Here is a 22,050-nt window from a genome sequence, read left to right on the forward strand (position 1 = left end):
TTTTGTTTAAAAAAGACTATAAAAACGTAAATAGGGAGTGATACAATAAATAGGAATATATGGGAGGTGTAAAAATGGAAACGTTAACAATAGGAGATGTGAGAGTTTCTTGGTTAAATGGTGGAGATAATCATCTTGACGGGGGAGCTATGTTTGGTGTTGTACCAAAAGAGCTTTGGTCTAAAAAATACCCTACTGCTTATGACAATCGTATCCCAATGAGAACAGATCCATTGCTAGTTCAAACTGGTAATGAAGTTATCTTAATTGATGCAGGCATAGGAAACGGAATGATTGAAGGTAAGCAAAAAAAGCATTTTGGCATTACGGAAGAATCTAACGTAGAAACGGATTTAATGAAGCTAGGATTAACGCGACATGATGTAACAAAAGTAGCGATGACACATATGCACTTTGATCATGTAGCGGGACTAACAACGAGAAGTCAAGGGAAATTGGAGTCTACATTTCCAAACGCAGTTATTTATGTAAGCGACGTTGAATGGAACGAAATGCAAAACCCTAATATACGTTCAAAAAATACGTATTGGAAGCAAAATTGGGAAGCTATTGAATCTCAAGTTGTGCCGTTTCATGATTCTCTTCAATTGCTCCCAGAATTTACGATGCATCACACAGGTGGGCATAGTGATGGACATTCTGTCATTGTCATTAGTAGTCAAGGCGAGCAGCTTGTGCATATGGGAGATCTATTACCAACTCATGCTCATCATAATGTGTTGTGGGTTATGGCCTATGACGATTTTCCAATGACATCTATTTCTCAAAAAGAAAAATGGCTTCAGTATGCATACAATCAAAATGCATGGCTTAGTTTTTACCACGATGCTTATTACCGAGCGATTAAGTGGGATACTAAAGGTCACATCATAAATGCAGTAAAGTTTAATCAATCTTTACTAAGTCAATAATGTTACCGCTACTTTTATCAATGAAGAATTCATATTGTTCCTGATTTCCATTGACAGAACGAGTAATACCACCAGAGTAACCTTCAAAAGCGAGGCCGTACCTGTTTATAACCTTGGTCGTCGTCTGAATCCAAGAGCCGTTAATGGGACCATTTCTTTTAAATGCTTGCTTTGCAATATGCAATGCTTCCATGGATGAAAGAGACGACTTTTTCTTTTGATATAGATAAGCGCTTGCAAAACCAACAGCAATGCCAGTTATGAGCTGCGTATACTTCATAATAATCACCTTCTTTTTTTAATAAAAACAAAAGTTCTTACTATAGTCCATTATACAAAAACATACTTTGATTGTTAAGCAATCCTCTTGGTTAAGGAAGAAAAATGGAAAGTATTTTGACTTTTCGCTACAATGAAAAGTAATGACATACATAAAGGAGACGAAAGATGAATTCAGAAACTTTATCATTATTTAAAACATTAACAGAACTTCCGGGTGCTCCAGGGCATGAGCATGCGGTAAGGTCTTTTATGAAATCACAAATGGAGCCTTTAACTGATGAAATTATTCAAGATGGACTTGGAAGTATTTTTGGAGTGAAAAAAAGCAATTCTTCAGGTCCAAAAGTAATGGTAGCTGGGCATATGGACGAAGTTGGATTTATGGTGACCGGTGTGACCGATAAAGGAATGCTTCGTTTCCAAACATTAGGCGGATGGTGGAGTCAAGTATTATTAGCTCAGCGCGTCGAGGTTATTACAAGAACGAAGAAGATTACAGGCGTTATTGCATCGATTCCTCCACATCTGTTAGAGGATGCGCAGCGTAATAAGCCGATGGCTATTAAAAACATGATGATTGACGTTGGAGCCGATTCCAAGCAAGAAGTTGCTGATATGGGGATTCGTCTTGGAGATCAGATTGTACCCATTTGTCCATTTACACCAATGGCTAACGAGAAAAAAATCTTAGCAAAAGCGTGGGATAATCGATACGGTTGTGGATTAGCAGTTGAGTTATTGAAAGAGGTAAAGGATGATAAGATTCCAAACATTCTATATGCTGGAGCAACTGTGCAAGAAGAAGTAGGTTTACGAGGTGCTCAATCTGCTGCAAATATGATTAAGCCGGATGTCTTTTATGCGCTAGATGCCAGCCCAGCGAATGATATGTCAGGAGATAAAAATGCATTTGGTCAGCTTGGAAAAGGTGTACTGCTTCGCATTTTTGATCGTACGATGGTAACGCATCGAGGTATTCGAGAGTTTATTCTAGATACAGCTGAGACCAACCGTATTCCATATCAGTATTTTGTGTCACCAGGTGGGACAGACGCTGGGCGCGTTCACACGTCTAACAGCGGTGTTCCATCAGCTGTAATTGGTATTTGTTCAAGATATATTCACACACATGCTTCCATGATTCACGTAGACGATTATGCTGCTGCAAAAGAACTATTGGTGAAGCTCGTGCGGGCAACAGACGAAACAACAGTAGCTACTCTTAAAGAGCAGGTGTAGTCTTAAAACAGTCGCTTGTAAAAAGCGATTGTTTTTTGTGTTAATTAAAAAACACGCAAAGGAGCAACGGAATGAACATTGCAATCGGAACGAAAAATCCAACTAAAGTAAATGCTGTTAAAAATGTATTTGGACAAGAGATGACATACTATTCATTTGATGTGCCTTCAGGTGTATCTAGCCAACCGTTTTCAGATGAAGAAACCATTCAAGGAGCTATTAATCGTTCAGAGAAAGTATGTAAAGATGAGATAGACTTAGGGATTGGATTAGAAGGGGGCGTAACAGAAACGGATTACGGCTTATTTTTGTGCAACTGGGGAGCTTTAAGTAGTCGGTCTCTTGAAAAGCCAATCATTGCGGGTGGTGCAAGAATTTTATTGCCTGAGGAAATTGCAAGGGTGTTAAAAGAAGAAAAAATTGAGTTAGCAGAAGCTATGGAACGCTTTACAAAAAAAGAAGATGTACGTTCAAATGAAGGAGCAATCGGTATCTTCACATCAGAAATCCTTACCAGAACGGCTATGTTTGAGCAGGTTGTTCGTATGCTGTATGGTCAATATCTATTTCATCAAAACCGCTAAATAGGATATACTAACGTCTTATAATAGTAAAACGTTCTACATACTTGAAAGTAAGATACTTGCACCATCTGTTTGACTATGGTTTCATATGAGTGAATGTAAAATTAAATGAAGCATAAACCCAATGTCTTTTTGAATAGAAACGAGACATAAAACATAAAGGAGGAAATAAAAATGAAGAAAATGGAAAGTATTGGACAATATAATGAGGTTATTAAAGAAGGAAAGCACATCATGATGTTTTCAGCAGACTGGTGCCCAGATTGTCGTGTAATTGAACCGATTCTACCTGAAATAGAGCAAAAGTATAGTGAGTATACGTTTCATTATGTCGATCGAGATCAGTTTATTGATTTGTGCATTGAACTGAATATTTTTGGTATTCCAAGCTTTGTAGGATATAACAACGGTGAAGAAAGCGGACGTTTTGTAAGCAAAGATCGTAAAACGCAGGAAGAAATTGAACAATTTATTGAAAGTTTAAAAGGATAAGCTATCGCTAGGCCTGTTGTTTTAACAAGAGGCCTTATTTTAAGCTTCTTTTGGTGAAAAGGAGGGGTTTTTCAGTGAAGATGACAAGTGTTAAAATGAAAAAGTTAGTTCAAGATCGTTTGAAAGATGAAAATCTACGTTTTCAATTTGATCAAAAAAACGATACGCTAAGAATTGAGCATTCTGAAACAAAAAAAGGATTAACGGTTTCACTACCAGGGCTCATTGCGAAATGGGAAGAAAAAAAAGACGCAGCAGTAGACGAAATGATATATTATATAAGAGAAGCTGTGCGCGTAATGAATGATGAACAACAATTAGACTCAAAAGAAAAGAAGGTTCTTCCAGTTATTCGGTCTACCTCTTTTCCAACGAAAACAAACGAAGATGTTCCGCTCGTATATGATGATCATACGGCAGAAACAAGAGTTTATTATGCCTTAGATTTAGGTAATACGTATCGATTAATAGATGAAAAGCTTCTGCAAAAAGAAAAGCTTGATGTAACATCTATAAGGGAAATGGCAAAGTTTAATCTTCGTTCATTGCCAATTACATATAAAAAAGATACAGTTGCAGGCAATGATTTTTATTTTGTTAATGCCAATGACGGGTACGATGCGAGCCGGATTTTAAATGAATCTTTCTTACAAGAGTTTCAAGATAAAGTAAAAGGAACGCTCACAATTGCTGTGCCTCATCAGGATGTTTTAATTTTAGCAGATGTTCAAAATGAAACAGGCTATGATATATTAGCACAGATGAATATGAGCTTTTTTGCTAGTGGAAGAGTACCCATTACAGCACTCTCTTTCTTGTATGAAAACGGGCGTTTAGAACCGATTTTCATTTTAGGAAAAAATCGTAGTAAAGGACGGAGTTAAGGAATGAATATTTTTTACAACAAAGAAGGTATCGGTGATACGTTAATCGTATCTCTTCGAGACATTGAACTTTCAAGCCGAACGTTTGAAACAAAAAAGAATGTAACGCGAATCTTTGATGAAAAATCAAATATTACTGCTGGCTATAATATTTTTGAAGCATCTACTGTTTTATCTTTTTCAGGGCATGGACCTATTAAGTTAACAGAAGAGCTAGTAGCGGAAGTAAACCGAGTTATTCAGGAAAGCGGATTTTCTGAATCGATTGAAGTAGACTTGTCTCCAAAATTTGTTGTGGGCTATGTTCAAGAAAAAGAGAAGCATCCAAATGCTGATAAATTGAATATTTGTAAAGTAGATGTTGGGACAGAGACGTTACAAATTGTGTGTGGCGCTCCAAATGTTGAGGCAGGACAAAAAGTTGTAGTGGCAAAAGTAGGCGCTGTTATGCCAAGTGGTCTTGTTATTAAAGATGCAGAACTTCGTGGCGTACCTTCTTCTGGTATGATCTGTTCTGCAAAAGAATTGGCTTTACCAAATGCTCCTCAAGAAAAAGGTATTTTAGTGTTGGAAGAAAGCGCAAAAGTAGGAGAAGAGTTCTCAGCCTAACTCTATATGATGCCAAAGTCGGATGTTGCTTTACACCTATGTTTCAAAGGATTACAGTTTGTGAAAAGCAATTGTCAATGGTTTTATAAATTTGATAAAATTAAAAGCTACTAGTAGTTCTAGTGGCTTTTTTGCATATTTCACAATATATCGGGTATCTAGTTAATAGATTTTATAGGAACCCTATTGGATACATGGTAAAATGAATGAGAGTGTATAAAAATTGAAAATTTTACAAGAAGCATACAGTTTTTTATAAATAGAAATACGACTGTTAAGGAAGAAAGAGTGATAAAAATGGGTTTTATGCGAAAAATGATGGATTATCTATTAGGTTATGAAGTAAAAGAAATTATAGTAGATGAAAAAGGTCGAGAAACAGAGATTCCATTAGATGAACCTAAGAAAGAAACAGAAATGAAGCAAAGGCCAGTTCAAGACACGGTCAATGAAAAAGCAGCTACTCCAAAGAAGAAAACGCCAGCCCGCTTACCGAGACAAGAAAAAGGGACAACCCATCAAGAATTAGAGGCAAAAGTAGCTTATCACTATCCAAAAGGTCAATTTCGCTTTCCGCTTATAGATGACAATCAATTTATTCGTTCAGATGATTCACCAAGGCGTGAGGTTCGTCGAAGAGAAAGGCCTGCTGAGAAATTGAAAAATGAACGAGAGCCTATACTGAAAAGTTATCAGTTGACTAAAGAAGAACCAACTTCTTTTCAACGTCCAGAATATGTGAAGCCAGTACAAGAAAAAAAGGCACCGGTCGCTTCTAAGCCGACTTCGCAAGTGAAAAAGCCGTTTCGTCCGACTGAAATCCCGTCACCCGTATATGGGTTTAATAAGCGTCCAGCTAACCATCATCTTTCTCAACAAAATTCAGAAGTGGTGGAATTTGAGCTTTCGAGCCCAGCTGGCGTAAAGCCGACGCCTACTTATGAGTCTCTTCGAAAGGAAATACGTAACGAAAGAACATATGTAGAGCCTTTGGTGCGCAAAGAACAGCAAGAGGAAAGCAAGGAAATAGAAAAGGCAGAATCGTTTAGTGAACAGGTAAAAGATGCTTATGTCGAACCTCAACCAGTCCCTTCCTTACATATTGAAGACTTATCAGTGGAAGAAGTAGAGGAACTATCAACTCACTTTGAAGACCATGTGGATGTTGTAGAGTCTGAAGTAGTAGAGAAGCCGGAATCAATAGTGGAAAGTGTTCCAAAACAGGAAGAGCGGGAAGAGACTAATGGTGGCGAATTTGAGGAGACAAAAGGGTATCACCCTTCAATTGAAGAAGAGCCGCAAGCATTCGCAGATGAGTCAGAAGCAACTAACCAAAAGACCGTATCGTCAAGTACAAGTTCATCAAATGGAGGGCGCAGGTTAGTTCCTTTTAATGTCATGATGTTAAAAAAGGATCGTGAAAAAGCCACTAAATCGTCATCTATAGAGCGTTTGAAAATGGAGGAAAAGCAAGAAGTACCTGATGAAGAACCAATTCCTGCGCTACTTAAAGAAGAAATGCCGCCAATGGATTCTCAAGCAGAGTTGTCGTATCAATTTCCTTCTATGTCAATATTAGATGCACCCTTAATTGAAATGGAAGAAGATCATGATTGGGTACAAGAGCAAAGTGACCTGCTTGATATGACGCTAAATAATTTCAACGTTCGTGCTAAAGTAGTAAATGTGACGAAAGGTCCAACCGTTACACGATTTGAAGTTCAGCCAGAGCCAGGCGTTAAGGTAAATAAAATAACAAATTTAACAGATGATATCAAACTGAGTTTAGCAGCAAGAGATATTCGGATTGAGGCGCCAATACCAGGTAAAAATACAATTGGTATTGAAGTGCCCAATCAACAAAGTAAGCCGGTTTTACTTAGCGAAATAGTAACTGACCCAGCGTTTACACAAAATAAATCACCGTTAACAGTTGCACTGGGCTTAGATATTTCAGGTGCTCCTGTCGTAACAGACTTGAATAAAATGCCCCACGGACTAATTGCAGGGGCCACAGGCTCAGGAAAAAGCGTATGCATTAACACAATTATTGTAAGCTTGCTCTATAAAGCAGCCCCTCACGAGGTAAAGCTGATGCTTATCGACCCAAAGATGGTTGAGTTAGCTCCTTATAACGGCATTCCACACTTAGTAAGCCCTGTTATTACGGATGCTAAAGCTGCAACATCAGCTTTAAAATGGGCTGTAGAAGAAATGGAGCGTCGCTATGAGCTGTTTGCGCATACAGGTGTGCGTGATATTACACGCTATAATGAAAAAGTAGAAGAGCATAGCGAAAAAAGCGGTAAGCTTCCATATCTCGTCATTATTATTGATGAGCTGGCAGACTTAATGATGGTATCGCCTGGTGAAGTAGAAGAAGCGATTTGTCGTATAGCTCAAAAAGCAAGAGCATGCGGTATTCATTTGCTTCTAGCAACGCAAAGACCTTCTGTTGACGTTATCACGGGTCTTATTAAAGCGAATGTCCCAACTCGCGTAGCCTTTTCAGTCTCTTCTCAAGTGGATTCTCGCACCATCATTGATACAGGTGGAGCGGAGAAGCTACTTGGTAAAGGAGACATGTTATTACTAGAAAACGGTTCGTCTAAAACGGTTCGAGTTCAAGGTAATTTTGTATCAGATGAAGAGATTGATCGTGTCGTAGATCATGTAAAATCGCAAATGAAGCCAACCTATTTATTCGATCAGCAGGAGCTGTTAAAAAAACAGCAGACGTTTTCAACACAGGAAGATGATGAATTATTCTATGAGGCGTGTGAGTTTGCTCTAAACCAGGACGGTGCTTCAGCATCAAGCCTGCAACGCCGCTTCCGTATTGGTTATAACCGCGCTGCAAGATTAATTGATATGATGGAGCAGCAAGGAATTATCTCAGAGGCAAAAGGAAGTAAGCCAAGAGACGTGCTGATTACAGAAGATGAACTGCATGAACTTGAAAATAAAACGGCCAGCTATTAAAGTAAAGACCTGGCTTGCTACGGCTATTTTAGCAAAGTAGCTTAAGCCAGGTCTTTATGTATGTAACAAGATTAGGTTATTTTGGAAGTGCGAGAACAGAGATAAAGGTTTGTCAGATTACAAAAAATGATTTAGTATATGTAGGGGTAACATTTCATTGTTTTTTCCAGTTTGATTTGGAAAGCATAACTAGTAATGAGGACGTCAGCTCACAAGCGATATGATACGGCTCCTCGATAATGAGTGTGAGAGGCAATGGCGAATAACCATCAAGACATTATCGATTTAATTGAAATTCGGAAAGAAAAACAATCCCAAACGGATGATGCTATTCAATCCTTTTATGATGAATATGTTTTGTTTGTGATGCGGTATACAAATATTCGAGAAAAAGTGAGAGCGGCTCACCTTTTTCGTGAGCGTACAGGACTTTCGCAGGAACAAATGCAGCTAAGCGACAAAGAGTATTTATTTCAACATTGGTTTGCATTTGATTATGTTACAATTCAAGGCCGAACATTGTTGCAGCAGTTTATAAGTGAAAAAGCAGCTACACGAAATGAAACATTTTTAATTCAAAGTGCTTTGTTTTTAACAAGTGTATTAGAGCCGATTATTGTATCAAAAGTATGTGAGTCTTTTTACGTAAAAGGATATAGTCCATTGACAAACAAGCAGGTTATCATCAAAGATGTAAAAGGAAGGTTTAAGAACACAGATGTTGAAAAAGTATTATGGGTTCGGAAAATAAAGTCACTCGGTTATGACGTATTAGTAGGCTCTTACTTTATACAAGCAGAAGCTAGTATGGAGAAGCTACATCAATCACTGAATCAAAATGAAAAACTCACTTGGAGACAATTTTTAAAAAGATATGCGGTTGCCTATTTGACTGAGGTCCGAGTCTTTCAAAAATAGCCAAAAGTCAAGGCTCTCAAAGCCTGTTGAGAAATTTGCAGAAGTGATATAATATGCAGCTGTTGTCATTTTACACAAACAAATGCGAAGAATGACATGTTTGTAAGAGCAATTATTGATAACCGTCATATACTGTCTTACAGATAGACGAATGTTGGAGGTTCTTTATATGACAGTTTACCATTTTGTAGGTATTAAAGGAACAGGGATGAGTGCGTTGGCACAAATCTTAAATGATACGGGCTTTCAAGTTCAAGGTTCGGATATTGAAAAAGAAATCTTTACACAGAAAGCATTAGAAGAGCAGGGGATTCCTGTTCTACCTTTTAATAAAGAAAACATTAAAGAAGGTATGATTGTAATTGCTGGAAATGCGTTTCCTGATACGCATGAGGAAATTGCAGAAGCGATGAAGCGCGATCTACCTGTTGTACGTTATCACCGTTTTTTAGGTGATTATATGAAACAGTTTACAAGTATCGCTGTTACAGGTGCTCATGGTAAAACATCGACCACTGGTATGCTAGCCCATGTTATTCAAGGCGCTGAACCAACTTCATATTTAATTGGAGATGGTACAGGAAAAGGTGTAAAAGATAGCAAATACTTTGCATTTGAAGCTTGTGAATACCGCCGTCACTTTTTATCATATACGCCAGATTATGCAATCATGACGAATATTGATTTTGATCACCCAGATTATTTTGCGAACATTGAAGATGTATTCAGTGCGTTTCAAGAAATGGGCTTACAGGTGAAAAAAGGTATTATTGCCTGTGGCGATGACGAGCATCTTCAGCAAATCCAAGCAAAAGTACCAGTTTTATATTATGGATTAGGTGAAGAAAACGATTTTCAAGCTCGCAATATCGTGAAAAGTACAGCTGGAACAGCATTTGATGTGTTTGTACGCAATACGTTCTTTGCATCATTTGAAATTCCTGGATACGGAGACCATAATATTTTGAATGCTCTATCAGTAATTGCACTATGTCATTATGAAGATATCCCGGTAGCTGTGTTACAAGAGCGGTTTAAGACATACCAAGGTGTAAAGCGACGCTTTAGTGAAAAAAGTGTTGGAAAGCAAGTATTAATTGACGATTACGCGCACCATCCAACTGAGATTAACGCAACAATTTCAGCAGCTCGTCAGAAGTATCCAAATCGAGAAGTAGTTGCTGTATTCCAACCTCATACATTCACAAGAACACAAACGTTTTTAGAGGATTTTGCTACAAGTTTACAGCATGCAGATAAGGTATATTTATGCGATATCTTTGGCTCAGCTCGTGAACAGCAAGGCAAGCTTTCAATTGAAGATTTGCGTAGCAAAATTAATGGAGCAGAGCTTATTGATGAACAAACGATTGAAACATTAAAAGGTCACAATGAAGCAGTTCTTGTATTTATGGGAGCTGGAGATATTCAAAAGTTTGAAGAACTATATCAAAAAACAGTTTCATAATAAAAAAGCTCAGATTAGCTAATCTGAGCTTTTTTGATTGCTTAAATACTTGATTATTTTAAATTCTCTGGATTTAATCCTTTTAATTCTTCTAATACAAAAAGACCGTCCTTACGAATTAACACATCATCAAAGTAAATTTCTCCACCGCCGTATTCAGGGCGTTGTATCATAACCATATCCCAGTGAATGTTTGACTTATTTCCGTTGTACGCATCTTCATAACATTCACCCGGTGTAAAGTGGAAGCTTCCATCAATTTTCTCATCAAATAAAATATCTTGCATCGGATGTTGGATATATGGGTTTACACCAATAGCAAACTCTCCTACAAAGCGAGCACCCTCATCTGTATTAAAAATCTCATTGATACGCTCTGTATCGTTTGCTGTTGCTTCAACAATTTTTCCATTTTCAAACGTCAGCGTTACGTTTTCAAACGTAAATCCTTGATATGGTGAAGGTGTATTATAAGCAATTGTTCCGTTTACTGAATCACGGACGGGAGCTGTGTAGACTTCTCCATCTGGAATGTTCATTTCACCAGCACATTTTACGGCAGGAATATCTTTAATAGAGAAGGTTAAATCAGTCCCTTTTCCTGTTAAACGAACCTTGTCCGTACGATTCATTAGGTCAACAAGTGAATCCATTGCTTTACTCATTTTGCTGTAATCTAAGTTACATACATCAAAGTAAAAGTCTTCAAATGCTTCTGTGCTCATTTTAGCTAGCTGAGCCATTGCATCATTTGGGTAGCGTAAGACGACCCATTTCGTTTTTGGTACACGAATATCACGGTGAACCTTTTTACCGATTGTATTTCCATGAATACGCATTTTATCTCCTGGCACATCAGATTGTTCAAAGATATTGGAACCTGAACGTAATCCAATATAAGCGTCCATTTCCTTCATCACGTTTGCTTCAAAGTTAGCCATCATGCTATATTGTTCTTCTTGTGCACCTTGAAGGAGAGCACGGTCTACCGTATGATCTTTTAATGAAACAAATGGGTACCCACCTGCAGCATATGCCTCTGCTACCAGTGCAGTTACAAGTTCACGCTGCAAGCCAAAGTTTTCAATTAAAACCTTTTCGCCTTTTTGAAGACGAACGGAGTAATTAATTAAATTATGGGCTAAAGTTTGAATTCTAGGATCTTTCATATGTATCCCTCCTTTAAAATAAGCGACAAATGCCACTTCCTTATTGTAACCGATTATTTATTTTTTGTTGATGAATAAAGGGTATTTTAGTTATACTTTCCAAAAGATAAGGCGATAAATAATAAAAGTTTAAGAAAATGAGGAAGATAGTGTATGATAAGGATAAACAATTCCAATTTCTAATCGGATGTTTAAACTGTCTTAAAATTGGGAATGTATTTATATCAACAATATGAACGAGGAGGGGATTAAATATGATTCTTATTTTATATTTAAGCGCTGCAGTAGTCGCTATTGCGATTTTCTATCTTGTTGTTTCAGTATCAAAGACGCTTCGTTCTGTACAACAAACGCTTACTTCTGTGGCAGGAACGCTCGATGGTCTGGAAAAACAAATGACAGGTATTACAACGGAAACAACCGCACTCTTACATAAAACTAATTTATTAGCAGAAGATATCCAACGGAAATCAGAAGCTTTAAATACCGTAGTTGACTCGGTAAAAGGTGTTGGGGACTCAATTCATGATTTAAACAAATCTTTAAAGAACGTCTCTACTAGCGTCTCGCAAAAGGTGGAAGAAAATAAAGAGACCGTTGCGCAAGTTGTTCAATGGAGCAATGTAGCAATGGATGTATGGGAACGACTGAAAGCAAGAAGAAAGCCTGTTCAACAATCTACTGTTGATTCGACTGCTACTGAGTTAGCTAAACCATCACAAAAGCGCTCAAGATCTTATTCTTAAAAGTATACTGGAGGAGAAAGCAATGGCAAATAATCAATCAACAAATAAAGACTTTTTATTAGGAACGATTATTGGAGGAGTAGTAGGAGCAGCGACTGCTTTATTGTTAGCTCCGAAAGCAGGTAAAGAACTAAGAGCGGATTTAAATGAACAAGCGGCTTATGTTCGTTTAAAAACAGAGCAAGTAAAAAATAATGCTGTTGAAAAAGGACAAGAATTCGCTCAAACTGCTAAAGTAAAAACAGCGGACTTGTCCCAAACTATTTCAGAGCAATCATCACAAGTCGTAGATAAAGTGAAAAACTTCAGAAAAGCTGATCAGCATGAAGATAATTTACCCCCAACAAGCCTTGAGGTACTCGCTGATGAAGTAGAGTCTCAAAGTAATGAAGACTTTCAGCAAAAACTAACGGAAGCCCAAGAAGCGTTAGATGAAGTCGAAAGCAATATCAACCGTCCTTAAATGTGCTAGTAAGCGTTCATCTCATTGAACGCTTTTTTTTGTGACTATCCAATGTGCCAATTTATTGTGAATGAGTAATTGAGAAGGTAAAATAAAGAAAAAAACTTAAAAGGATGATGGAAATGAAGAAAATTATAAGCGTAGAAGAGTTTAATGAAGTAGTCAATGAAAATGAATCTTTTCTATTTTTAAAGCATAGTACAACTTGTCCGATTAGTGGCGCCGGTCATGAAGCATTCTCAAATTATGTAAACAATCAAAACTCAGTGAAAGCATACTATTTACACGTGCAAGAAGCACGCCCGCTATCAAACTATATTGCTGAGACATATGGTGTTAAACATGAATCACCACAAGCACTTTTCTTTGAAGATGGTAAAGTGAAGTGGGACATTTCACATTGGAAGATTACTGAAGAAGAACTAAGTAAAAGAGTAAGTAAATAAAAGAAGTGGAAAAAGCTTGCGTGATGATTATTTGCGCAAGCTTTCGTTTATTGTGCTTCAGCTTATTTTCGTATAAAATGAATAGTAACTTAGTCTTTCTCCTCTATCTATATCCTCCTAGATCAACAGATTCTTCAAAGGACTTCTGTGTCTTTGCTATTTCTGGCAGAGAGATAAACAAGTGAATATTGATTACCGTAAAGGTGGAAGGGTGGAACCAAATGGCGAAACAAGATTTACAGCAACTACGTTCTCAAATCGATGAACTGAACCTACAGCTACTAAAAGTTATTAATGAAAGAGGAATGCTCGTTCAGGAAGTTGGTAAGCTAAAAGGGGTACAAGGAACGAATCGTTTTGATCCCGTTCGTGAAAGGGTAATGCTTGATTTAATCGTTGAGAAAAATGAAGGGCCATTTGAAACATCTACTTTGCAGCATATTTTCAAAGAAATTTTTAAAGCGAACCTTGAGCTTCAAGAAGATGACCATAGAAAAGCGCTTCTTGTCTCAAGAAAGAAAAAGCCAGATAATACAATTGTCATGGTAAAAGGAGAAGCAATTGGCGATGGTAGTCAGCGGTTTATTGCGGGCCCTTGTGCAGTGGAAAGCTATGAACAAGTTGCTGAGGTGGCAAAAGTAGTTAAGCAGCAAGGAATTAAGCTTCTTCGAGGTGGAGCTTATAAGCCTAGAACATCACCATATGACTTTCAAGGGTTGGGGTTAGAAGGTCTGAAGATTTTAAAGCGAGCTGCTGATGAGTACGATTTAGCCGTTATTAGTGAAATTGTGACCCCTGGTGATATTGAAACAGCACTTGATTATGTAGACGTTATTCAAATTGGCGCACGAAACATGCAAAACTTTGAATTACTAAAAGCAGCAGGAAGCGTGAATAAGCCTGTATTACTAAAAAGGGGTTTAGCTGCTACAATCGATGAATTTATTAATGCTGCTGAATACATTATGTCAAAAGGAAATGGTCAAATTATCTTATGTGAACGCGGGATTCGGACATATGAGCGAGCAACTCGCAACACATTAGATATTTCAGCTGTTCCAATCTTGAAAAAAGAAACTCATTTACCAGTTCTTGTAGATGTTACGCATTCCACAGGTCGAAGAGATTTACTGCTCCCAACTGCCAAAGCAGCGCTCGCAATTGGAGCTGATGGAGTCATGGCAGAAGTTCATCCAGACCCTGCTGTTGCACTATCGGATTCTGCGCAGCAGATGAATATCCCTCAATTTAATGAATTTATGAGTAAGTTAAAGCCACTTTGTAACCGAAATTTATAAATGAGAAGCCTGAAACTCATGTTTCGGGCTTCTTTTACGAAAAACTGTGCTGTCATAGATAGAAAAAAAGCAATAATGTTGCATCTTTACAATAAGTTTGCTAAAAATAGGAAATGATAAAAAGGCAGAATCATTTTTTGAAAATCTGGTGAAATTTGTCGGAAAAAGGCACTAAAGGCGTTGCGGTTCAGCACATAGTGTCGTATAGTAGTTACAGATATTCGCTATAATTCTGTCAATTATTTTTTTATTCAAGTCCCTGTATGTACGTGTATATACATAAGAACTTTTGATGATTTATGAATAGACGTTATATAGAATGGGTATTTAATTGGTATATAAAAATCATGAATGAAAATCTTACAACTATTTCGTTATATGCAAGAAGGGTTTATATACGTAATTACAAGTTATCATTTAAGGGCAAAATAAGTGAACAAGTAATAAAAAAGGAGTGTGTCGTTATGAACGTAACAATTTATGATGTAGCAAGAGAAGCGAGTGTATCAATGGCAACGGTTTCGCGCGTTGTGAACGGAAACCCTAACGTGAAGCCTTCGACAAGAAAAAAAGTACTGGAAACAATTGAGCGTTTGGGCTATCGTCCTAACGCAGTAGCAAGAGGGTTAGCAAGTAAAAAAACAACAACAGTAGGGGTTATTATCCCAGATATTTCAAGTATCTTTTACGCAGAACTTGCACGTGGTATTGAAGATATCGCTACAATGTATAAATACAACATTATTCTAAGTAACTCCGATCAAAACCAAGATAAAGAACTTCATCTATTAAATACAATGCTAGGTAAACAAGTAGACGGAATTATTTTCATGAGTGGAAATTTAACGGAAGAGCATGTAGAAGAGTTAAAGAAGTCACCAGTTCCGATTGTATTAGCAGCGTCTATTGAATCTACAAACCAAATTCCATCTGTCACAATCGATTATGAACAAGCAGCATATGATGCGGTTAAGTCTTTAATTGACAATGGCCACAGTAAAATTGCATTCTTAGCAGGTACTCTAGAAGAGCCTATTAATCATGCCCAAAAATTAAAAGGTTATGAAAGAGCATTAACAGATCATCAAATAGACGTTCTGGATTCTTATATCGTGGAAGGCGATTACACATACGATTCAGGTATTGAAGCAGTTGAAAAGCTATTTGAAGAAAATGAAAAACCAACGGCTATCTTTGTAGCTACTGATGAGATGGCTCTAGGTGTTATTCATGGCGCACAAGATCGTGGATATAACGTGCCAAATGATCTTGAGGTTATTGGATTTGACAATACGCGTTTGGCTACGATGGTACGTCCGCAGTTAACTTCTGTTGTTCAACCAATGTATGATATTGGTGCAGTAGCTATGAGATTATTAACGAAGTATATGAATAAAGAAACAGTGGATAGTAGCATTGTTCAGCTTCCACACCGTATTGAATACAGACAGTCAACGAAATAAATAGAAATTTCCATAAGTAGCTAATGTGCTTAGTTATGCAGGAACACATTGAAGTTGCCATTAGTGGGGAGAGAGGGTATGAAGAAATTTGATCTATTAACGCCTATAGGGATACTGATTGGTATCTCTATGGTTGCGTTTGGCGTTATTTCTAGCGGCGGAGTACAAGGTTTTTTAATTTTTATTGATTTCCCGTCCATGCTTATTGTCTTGGGGGGAGTTTTCGGAGCTCTATGCGTCAGCTTTCCGATTAGGCAGCTTCGTAATATGTGGAGAGTTGGTTTACAAGCTTTTCAATCAAAGGAATCAAATGTTGATGAACTAATAGAAAAATTTGTACAGCTATCAGAATTAGCAAGGCGTGAAGGGTTATTGGCACTGGAAGCAGAAATGGACAAGGTTCATGATCCATTCGTGCGGAAAGGGCTGCTATTAGCAATTGACGGCGTAGAGCCTGAAGTAATTAAAGAAATGTTAGAAGCAGAAATTATTGGAATTGAAGAGCGTCATTCTAAGGGAAGAAGCGTGTTTGAAAAAGCTGGCGATTATGCTCCAGCTTGGGGAATGGTAGGAACATTAATTGGACTTGTTTTAATGTTAAGAAACTTGAATACCCCTTCTACGCTTGGCCCGAATATGGCTATTGCACTTTTGACGACATTATATGGTTCTCTTCTTTCAAATTTATTATTTCAACCAATTGCAGCCAAGCTAGCAGTGAAAACAGAGCAGGAAGTATTTATGAAAGAAGTAGTAATTGAAGCAGTTGTCGGTTTGCAAAGCGGTCAAAACCCGAGATTATTGCAAGAAAAGCTAAAAGCATTTATACCCGCTAAAAAAGCAAGACAATCTCTGCTTAAAGAGAGGGCTAGCGTCCGTGAAGCGTAGAAAAAAAGTTCAGCACTCTTCACAGTCGAACAAATGGATGGTGACGTTTGCAGACCTTGTTACGTTAATATTAGTGTTTTTTATTTTACTTTTCTCTATGTCTAATATCGATAATATTAAGTTTAAGCAATTAGTAAATTCTTTAGGATTATCAGAGTCTAACGGAGCAGATGCTTCTATTATTGAATTTGAATCCTCTTCACAGTCGCAAGAGGGAAATAATAAAAAAGTCCTTAGTAACAAGTCAGAAGAGCTTGATCGTATTCTTTTACAGGTACAACAATATCTTGAGGAAAATAACCTTCAGGAAGTGATAACTGCGAATCGTGATGAGCGAGGAGTCGTTTTGGTATTACAAGAACAGGTATTATTTGAGACAGGAGAAGCGGAGATTTTAAAAAAAGGCTACCCGTTCCTAAATAAGTTGGGCGCACTTTTTACGACGATACCTAATCAGATAAAAATTGAAGGCTATACCGATAATCGACCGATTAAAACGTACCGTTATCCATCGAACTGGGAGTTATCTACTGCAAGAGCGAGCAGCGTCATTCGTTATTTTATAGCTCATTATGATTTAAAGTCTGAGCAATTTATCGCTATCGGCTACGGGGAAGCAAAGCCTGTTGTTGAAAATACGTCAGAAGCCAATATGCAAAAGAATCGACGCGTTGAGATTATTATTTCTGACCCGACCAATGAGTAGTTATTCAGAGCATGGCCTCTTCTTATGATATGAGAAGAGGCCATGCTTTTTAGTGAGACGAAGCTTCTTTCTGATGCGAGCGAATAGGAAAGAGCGCTCGAGAGACAGTATGAGCATTCTTTTCTTCAATTTCTTGCCTTCTTGGAATAGGATCATAAATTCCATCTTCATCATCCCATTTTGTACAAATTGGGATGGGCGCTTCTCTTTCCCACTTTTGAACCCAAGTGGTCGGTAAGTTTCCTGTAATCGATTGCTTTTCTAACATCTCCAGCCAAATAAAGGACCAAGCACGTGGAACCACCCGCCAAATATCATACCCTCCACCACCTACTCCAATCCACTTTCCATTGCAGTATTTATGAGCGATTTCATGCGCAACTTTTGGGATTTCTCGATACATTTTAGTCGTGCCGCAGAGGTGAGTAAGAGGATCATAGTAATGAGAATCAGCACCGTTTTGAGTTAAGATAACGTCAGGCTTAAAGAACGCAGCAACCGCTTCAAGCGATGTTTTATAGGCGTGTAACCATGAATCGTCTTCTGTATAGGCATCAACTGGTATATTAAATGAATATCCGTATCCTTTATTATGTCCGCGCTCGTTTACATCGCCAGTTCCAGGGAATAGGTATCTACCCGTTTCGTGAATAGATAAAGTACATACAGAAGGATCGTCGTAAAAAGTCCACTGCACGCCATCACCGTGATGAGCATCTGTATCGACATATAAAATGCGGGCACTGTATTTTTCTTGCATATAGCGAATAGCTACCGCACTATCATTATAGATGCAAAAGCCGGATGCTTTTCCTCGAAAGCCATGGTGAAGTCCACCACCAAGATTTAGTGCATGGTTAGCTTTTCCTGTCATTACTTGATCTACGGCAGTAAGTGTACCACCAACGAGAAATGCACTAGCTTCGTGCATGTTATGAAAAATAGGCGTATCTTCCGTTCCCAGTCCATAGCTTTCACCTTTTGTTGTCGATAAATTTCCTAATCCAGCATCTTTAACAGCTTGTATATAAGCAGGGTCATGAACGAGCGCTAGTTCTTCGTCAGTAGCCATTCTGGGTAAGACAATTTGTTTATCTGTTAGCATTCCAGATTCCAGCAATAGTTCATAAGTTAGCTTTACTCGGAGCTGGTTAAAAGGGTGATGGTGGTTAAATTTATAGGTTAATAAATCTTCAGAGTAAATAAAGACGGCATCTTGTTTTTTCATAACGTACTCTCCAGTGGTTTTGGCCAAATAACTTCGTAGCCGTGATCACGTAAATCATTAATAATGCTAAGCGGGTTAAATGTTTGAACCCTAAAAACGAGTACTTTATATCGATCATCTTTATGAGGATATACTAGGACGCTCAAGATGTTCGTACGGTGTTGACCAAAAATAGCTGTCACATCACTTAAAACACCAGCTTGGTTTTTAACTTTCACTTCAATATGTGACCCAGGCTTATGTGACCCAGTTAGCTGAATAAAGCTACGCAATAAGTCTCGTTCGGTAACGACACCGATTAGACGGTTCTCTTGTGTAACAGGTATGCATCCAATTTGGTTTTCATAGAAGACGTTTGCGATATCTTCTACAAAATCAAGAGGGTGTGCAGTAATAACATTCTTTTGCATGATGCGATGAATAGGTTCTGATAATTCAGTGGACTGTGAAGATGGATCTAAAATTGATGGACTAGCATCTCGTATATCACGATCAGAGATGATGCCAACAATATGATGTGCATGATTCACAATTGGAATATGACGAATTTTATATGTATCTAGCAAATGAAGTGCTTCAGCAATGGTATCAGTCGGTGCTAGAGTAATAACATCTTGAATCATAATCTCTTCAACAAGCATATAAAACGCCTCCTTATCAATACATAAAGCGATTTTGAAAACGCAGATGATCAAACGATTGAACGCTATCTAAATTGACTCTTTTTCCTATTCGAGCCATTAAACAGTTGGCTGGATGTGAGCTGATTTCCGGGTCATCTGTTGCATACCAGGTTAATCCACCCGTGTTCATCATTTTTTCCATGATTTTACGATATTCCCACACGTTTAAGCCTGTTCCTTTTAAATCCCAATGCCAATAATATTCTGTTGTAATAATAATATAATCTTCCATGGCATCATCCATCATTGAAACTTTTAATAAGCTTTTGCCAATCGAGTAGCTTCTAAATGGAGCTGCTACTTCAATGGCACCCAGTTCAATTAAATTATCCATTTTCCCTTCAGACCACCTTTCTAAGGGGTCTGGATATAAGAAGGTGACATAGCCAACAACCGTATGGTTGATGCGTGCAACAATAATTCTACCTTCGGGCAAGTCGGCAATTTCAACTAGAGCTTGCTTTTGCTGTTCAGCGGGTCTAAAAGCTGTTAATTCTTGATGGAAATCTAGCTGTGCTAATGTTGTAGAGGAAACGGGACCTTCAATAACTAACGTCCCAACAGGAGTTTTAACTTCTTTCATATTGTATGTTTTGATGTGATTCAACAAGGTCACCACCTTTATTCGGTCTTATCTGTATTATACATAAAATCGAGATAAATGAAGCGTTTTCAATAAATTTATCAAGAAAAAAAGGAAATTGGTAAAATTAGTCGAATTATTCTATCGAGAACAGAGCATCATCCCAATAAATATTTTTAAAATTGAGAAAATTAAAGCTCTGTTATATAATAGGAATGAGAATATTTACATAAGGGGGAGTTTGTGATGAAAGTGGAAGCGCTTCCTGTAATTAACGGTGAGTATAATTTACAGGACTATGATCAAATGTATACAGAATTTGATTGGTCGCAGGTGGAAAAAGAATTTTCTTGGCATGAAACAGGTAAACTAAATGCTGCCTATGAAGCAATCGATAGGCACGCAAACTCTACGCGTAAAAACAAAGTAGCGCTTTATTACAGGGATGCGAATCGTAATGAAAAGTATACGTATCGTGAAATGAAAGATTGGTCGAATAAAGCAGCGAACGTTTTAAAGCAGGCAGATGTTGAAAAAGGAGATCGCGTTTTTATTTTTATGCCGAGATCCCCGGAATTGTATTTTGCTCTTTTAGGTGCTATTAAACTAGGTGCTATTGTTGGTCCATTGTTTGAAGCATTTATGGAAGGTGCTGTAAAAGATCGACTTGAAGATAGTGAAGCGAAAGTATTAATTACAACTCCAGAATTACTCCAACGTGTACCCGTTCAGGAACTACCCGCTTTAAAGCATGTTCTTCTTGTAGGTGAAGAAGTAGAAGAGCATGGACCATTTTTAGATTTTAATCAGCGTATTGCACAAGCAAGTAAAGAAGTTGAAATTGAATGGGTTGATCGAACTGATGGTATGCTGTTGCACTACACATCAGGTTCAACTGGTAAGCCAAAAGGTGTTTTACATGTTCATAATGCGATGCTACAACACTATCAAACTGCTAAATGGGTGTTGGACTTAAAAGATGAAGATGTTTATTGGTGTACGGCTGATCCCGGTTGGGTTACAGGCACATCTTACGGTATTTTTGGCCCGTGGCTAACTGGTTCAACAAATGTCATTATTGGTGGGCGCTTTAGTCCAGACTCATGGTATCAGGCTCTTGAAGAATACGGTATTACCGTATGGTATAGTGCGCCTACTGCTTTTCGTATGCTAATGGGAGCAGGAGATGAACTTGTAAAACGCTATAATCTATCTCAGCTTCGTCATGTTTTAAGTGTAGGTGAACCGCTAAATCCTGAAGTTGTGCGATGGGGAATGAAGGTGTTTCAAAAGCGTATCCATGATACGTGGTGGATGACAGAAACAGGTGCTCAAACGATTTGTAACTACCCGTGCATGAAGATTAAGCCAGGATCAATGGGCAAGCCGATTCCAGGCGTAACAGCAGCTATTGTGGATGATCAGGGCCAAGAACTTCCACCGTATCGAATGGGGAATTTAGCGATTAAAAAAGGTTGGCCTTCTATGATGCATACAATTTGGAATAACCAAGCAAAATATGAATCTTATTTTATGCCAGGTGATTGGTATGTATCAGGAGATTCAGCTTATATGGATGAAGACGGTTATTTCTGGTTCCAAGGGCGAATTGATGATGTTATTATGACGGCTGGTGAGCGAGTAGGACCGTTTGAAGTCGAAAGTAAGCTTTTGGAACATCCAGCAATTGCTGAAGCCGGCGTTATCGGAAAACCAGATCCGGTTCGTGGTGAGATTATCAAAGCATTTATCGCATTGAGAGATGGGCACGAGCCTTCAGGTGAGCTGATTGAGGAAATACGTCAGTTCGTGAAAAAAGGGTTGGCTGCTCATGCAGCACCGCGTGAAATTGAATTTAGAGACAAGCTTCCAAAAACAAGAAGCGGTAAGATTATGCGACGTGTTTTAAAAGCATGGGAGTTAGATCTTCCAACAGGTGATTTATCAACTATGGAAGATTAATCGAAAAAAGAGGCTGGGACCTAAG

At 38.0% G+C, this 22,050-nt stretch carries 22 protein-coding genes; 17 read left to right on the forward strand and 5 right to left on the reverse strand.

The features are described from left to right. The first annotated feature begins 74 nt into the window (after window positions 1-74). Window positions 75-932: a YtnP family quorum-quenching lactonase gene (locus tag BFL01S_RS11310; protein ID WP_061785743.1), complete on the forward strand. Its 858-nt coding sequence runs from the start codon at window positions 75-77 to the stop codon at window positions 930-932. Here BFL01S_RS11310 and BFL01S_RS11315 read toward each other — a convergent pair. After that, window positions 907-1,212 carry a PepSY domain-containing protein gene (locus tag BFL01S_RS11315; RefSeq protein ID WP_025909493.1) on the reverse strand — a complete coding sequence of 102 codons (306 nt, stop codon included), beginning with the start codon at window positions 1,210-1,212 and terminating at the stop codon, window positions 907-909. The two genes, BFL01S_RS11310 and BFL01S_RS11315, sit on opposite strands and share 26 nt — an antisense overlap. A 167-nt stretch (window positions 1,213-1,379) precedes the next feature. Between BFL01S_RS11315 and BFL01S_RS11320 the strand changes: the two genes are divergently transcribed. The 8 genes from BFL01S_RS11320 to murC all read left to right on the forward strand — a co-directional run bounded on the left by BFL01S_RS11320 (window position 1,380) and on the right by murC (window position 10,390). Beyond that, window positions 1,380-2,453 carry a M42 family metallopeptidase gene (locus BFL01S_RS11320; RefSeq protein WP_061785744.1) on the forward strand — a complete coding sequence of 358 codons (1,074 nt, stop codon included), beginning with the start codon at window positions 1,380-1,382 and terminating at the stop codon, window positions 2,451-2,453. 71 nt (window positions 2,454-2,524) lie between these two features. Next, a complete protein-coding gene (locus BFL01S_RS11325; RefSeq protein WP_025909491.1) occupies window positions 2,525-3,037 on the forward strand; it encodes a DUF84 family protein in 513 nt (170 codons plus the stop codon). Between the two features lie 174 nt (window positions 3,038-3,211). After that, the gene (locus BFL01S_RS11330; protein WP_025909490.1) at window positions 3,212-3,529 is read left to right on the forward strand and encodes a thioredoxin family protein; all 318 of its coding nucleotides are present in this window, start codon (window positions 3,212-3,214) and stop codon (window positions 3,527-3,529) included. A gap of 80 nt (window positions 3,530-3,609) precedes the next feature. Then, window positions 3,610-4,413, forward strand: a complete 804-nt coding sequence (locus BFL01S_RS11335; RefSeq protein ID WP_025909489.1) for a DUF1444 domain-containing protein — start codon at window positions 3,610-3,612, stop codon at window positions 4,411-4,413. A 3-nt stretch (window positions 4,414-4,416) separates the two neighbouring features. Further along, window positions 4,417-5,022 carry a YtpR family tRNA-binding protein gene (gene ytpR, locus BFL01S_RS11340; protein WP_061785745.1) on the forward strand — a complete coding sequence of 202 codons (606 nt, stop codon included), beginning with the start codon at window positions 4,417-4,419 and terminating at the stop codon, window positions 5,020-5,022. Window positions 5,023-5,328: 306 nt separating this feature from the next. Then, complete coding sequence (locus BFL01S_RS11345) at window positions 5,329-8,004, forward strand: DNA translocase FtsK (protein ID WP_439950864.1); 2,676 nt, start codon at window positions 5,329-5,331, stop codon at window positions 8,002-8,004. A 255-nt stretch (window positions 8,005-8,259) separates the two neighbouring features. Then, the gene (locus BFL01S_RS11350; RefSeq protein ID WP_025909486.1) at window positions 8,260-8,922 is read left to right on the forward strand and encodes a hypothetical protein; all 663 of its coding nucleotides are present in this window, start codon (window positions 8,260-8,262) and stop codon (window positions 8,920-8,922) included. Window positions 8,923-9,091: 169 nt separating this feature from the next. Then, on the forward strand, window positions 9,092-10,390 hold the full coding sequence (murC, locus tag BFL01S_RS11355) for a UDP-N-acetylmuramate--L-alanine ligase (RefSeq protein WP_025909485.1): 1,299 nt from the start codon (window positions 9,092-9,094) through the stop codon (window positions 10,388-10,390). A gap of 53 nt (window positions 10,391-10,443) precedes the next feature. Here the strand turns inward: murC and BFL01S_RS11360 are convergent, their stop codons facing one another. Beyond that, window positions 10,444-11,559, reverse strand: a complete 1,116-nt coding sequence (locus BFL01S_RS11360; RefSeq protein WP_025909484.1) for an aminopeptidase — start codon at window positions 11,557-11,559, stop codon at window positions 10,444-10,446. A gap of 254 nt (window positions 11,560-11,813) precedes the next feature. On the opposite strand from BFL01S_RS11360, the gene BFL01S_RS11365 reads away from it, so the two are divergent. The 7 genes from BFL01S_RS11365 to motS all read left to right on the forward strand — a co-directional run bounded on the left by BFL01S_RS11365 (window position 11,814) and on the right by motS (window position 17,569). Next, window positions 11,814-12,305: a DUF948 domain-containing protein gene (locus BFL01S_RS11365; RefSeq protein ID WP_025909483.1), complete on the forward strand. Its 492-nt coding sequence runs from the start codon at window positions 11,814-11,816 to the stop codon at window positions 12,303-12,305. 22 nt (window positions 12,306-12,327) lie between these two features. Further along, window positions 12,328-12,768: a YtxH domain-containing protein gene (locus BFL01S_RS11370; protein ID WP_061785747.1), complete on the forward strand. Its 441-nt coding sequence runs from the start codon at window positions 12,328-12,330 to the stop codon at window positions 12,766-12,768. A gap of 122 nt (window positions 12,769-12,890) precedes the next feature. After that, on the forward strand, window positions 12,891-13,214 hold the full coding sequence (ytxJ, locus tag BFL01S_RS11375) for a bacillithiol system redox-active protein YtxJ (RefSeq protein ID WP_025909481.1): 324 nt from the start codon (window positions 12,891-12,893) through the stop codon (window positions 13,212-13,214). A gap of 221 nt (window positions 13,215-13,435) precedes the next feature. Continuing rightward, window positions 13,436-14,512, forward strand: a complete 1,077-nt coding sequence (locus BFL01S_RS11380; protein WP_061785748.1) for a bifunctional 3-deoxy-7-phosphoheptulonate synthase/chorismate mutase — start codon at window positions 13,436-13,438, stop codon at window positions 14,510-14,512. A 464-nt stretch (window positions 14,513-14,976) separates the two neighbouring features. Next, window positions 14,977-15,975 carry a catabolite control protein A gene (ccpA, locus tag BFL01S_RS11385; protein WP_025909479.1) on the forward strand — a complete coding sequence of 333 codons (999 nt, stop codon included), beginning with the start codon at window positions 14,977-14,979 and terminating at the stop codon, window positions 15,973-15,975. A 78-nt stretch (window positions 15,976-16,053) separates the two neighbouring features. Then, a complete protein-coding gene (gene motP / locus BFL01S_RS11390) occupies window positions 16,054-16,863 on the forward strand; it encodes a flagellar motor protein MotP (protein ID WP_025909478.1) in 810 nt (269 codons plus the stop codon). A 37-nt stretch (window positions 16,864-16,900) separates the two neighbouring features. Further along, window positions 16,901-17,569: a flagellar motor protein MotS gene (gene motS, locus BFL01S_RS11395; protein WP_035320529.1), complete on the forward strand. Its 669-nt coding sequence runs from the start codon at window positions 16,901-16,903 to the stop codon at window positions 17,567-17,569. Window positions 17,570-17,618: 49 nt separating this feature from the next. Here motS and BFL01S_RS11400 read toward each other — a convergent pair whose 3' ends face one another. The 3 genes from BFL01S_RS11400 to BFL01S_RS11410 are packed head-to-tail and all read right to left on the reverse strand — an operon-like array spanning window position 17,619 to window position 20,087. Then, on the reverse strand, window positions 17,619-18,797 hold the full coding sequence (locus tag BFL01S_RS11400; RefSeq protein WP_061785749.1) for an acetoin utilization protein AcuC: 1,179 nt from the start codon (window positions 18,795-18,797) through the stop codon (window positions 17,619-17,621). Then, on the reverse strand, window positions 18,794-19,438 hold the full coding sequence (locus BFL01S_RS11405) for an acetoin utilization AcuB family protein (RefSeq protein ID WP_061785750.1): 645 nt from the start codon (window positions 19,436-19,438) through the stop codon (window positions 18,794-18,796). The genes BFL01S_RS11400 and BFL01S_RS11405 overlap by 4 nt, the downstream gene beginning before the upstream one ends. A gap of 16 nt (window positions 19,439-19,454) precedes the next feature. Then, entirely contained in the window at window positions 19,455-20,087 is a 633-nt protein-coding gene (locus BFL01S_RS11410) for a GNAT family N-acetyltransferase (protein WP_025909474.1), read from the reverse strand. 222 nt (window positions 20,088-20,309) lie between these two features. On the opposite strand from BFL01S_RS11410, the gene acsA reads away from it, so the two are divergent. Next, the gene (gene acsA, locus BFL01S_RS11415) at window positions 20,310-22,025 is read left to right on the forward strand and encodes an acetate--CoA ligase (protein WP_061785751.1); all 1,716 of its coding nucleotides are present in this window, start codon (window positions 20,310-20,312) and stop codon (window positions 22,023-22,025) included. The last annotated feature ends 25 nt before the right edge of the window (window positions 22,026-22,050 follow it).

This window comes from Priestia flexa NBRC 15715, assembly GCF_001591565.1.
GTDB classification, from domain to species: Bacteria; Bacillota; Bacilli; order Bacillales; family Bacillaceae_H; genus Priestia; species Priestia flexa.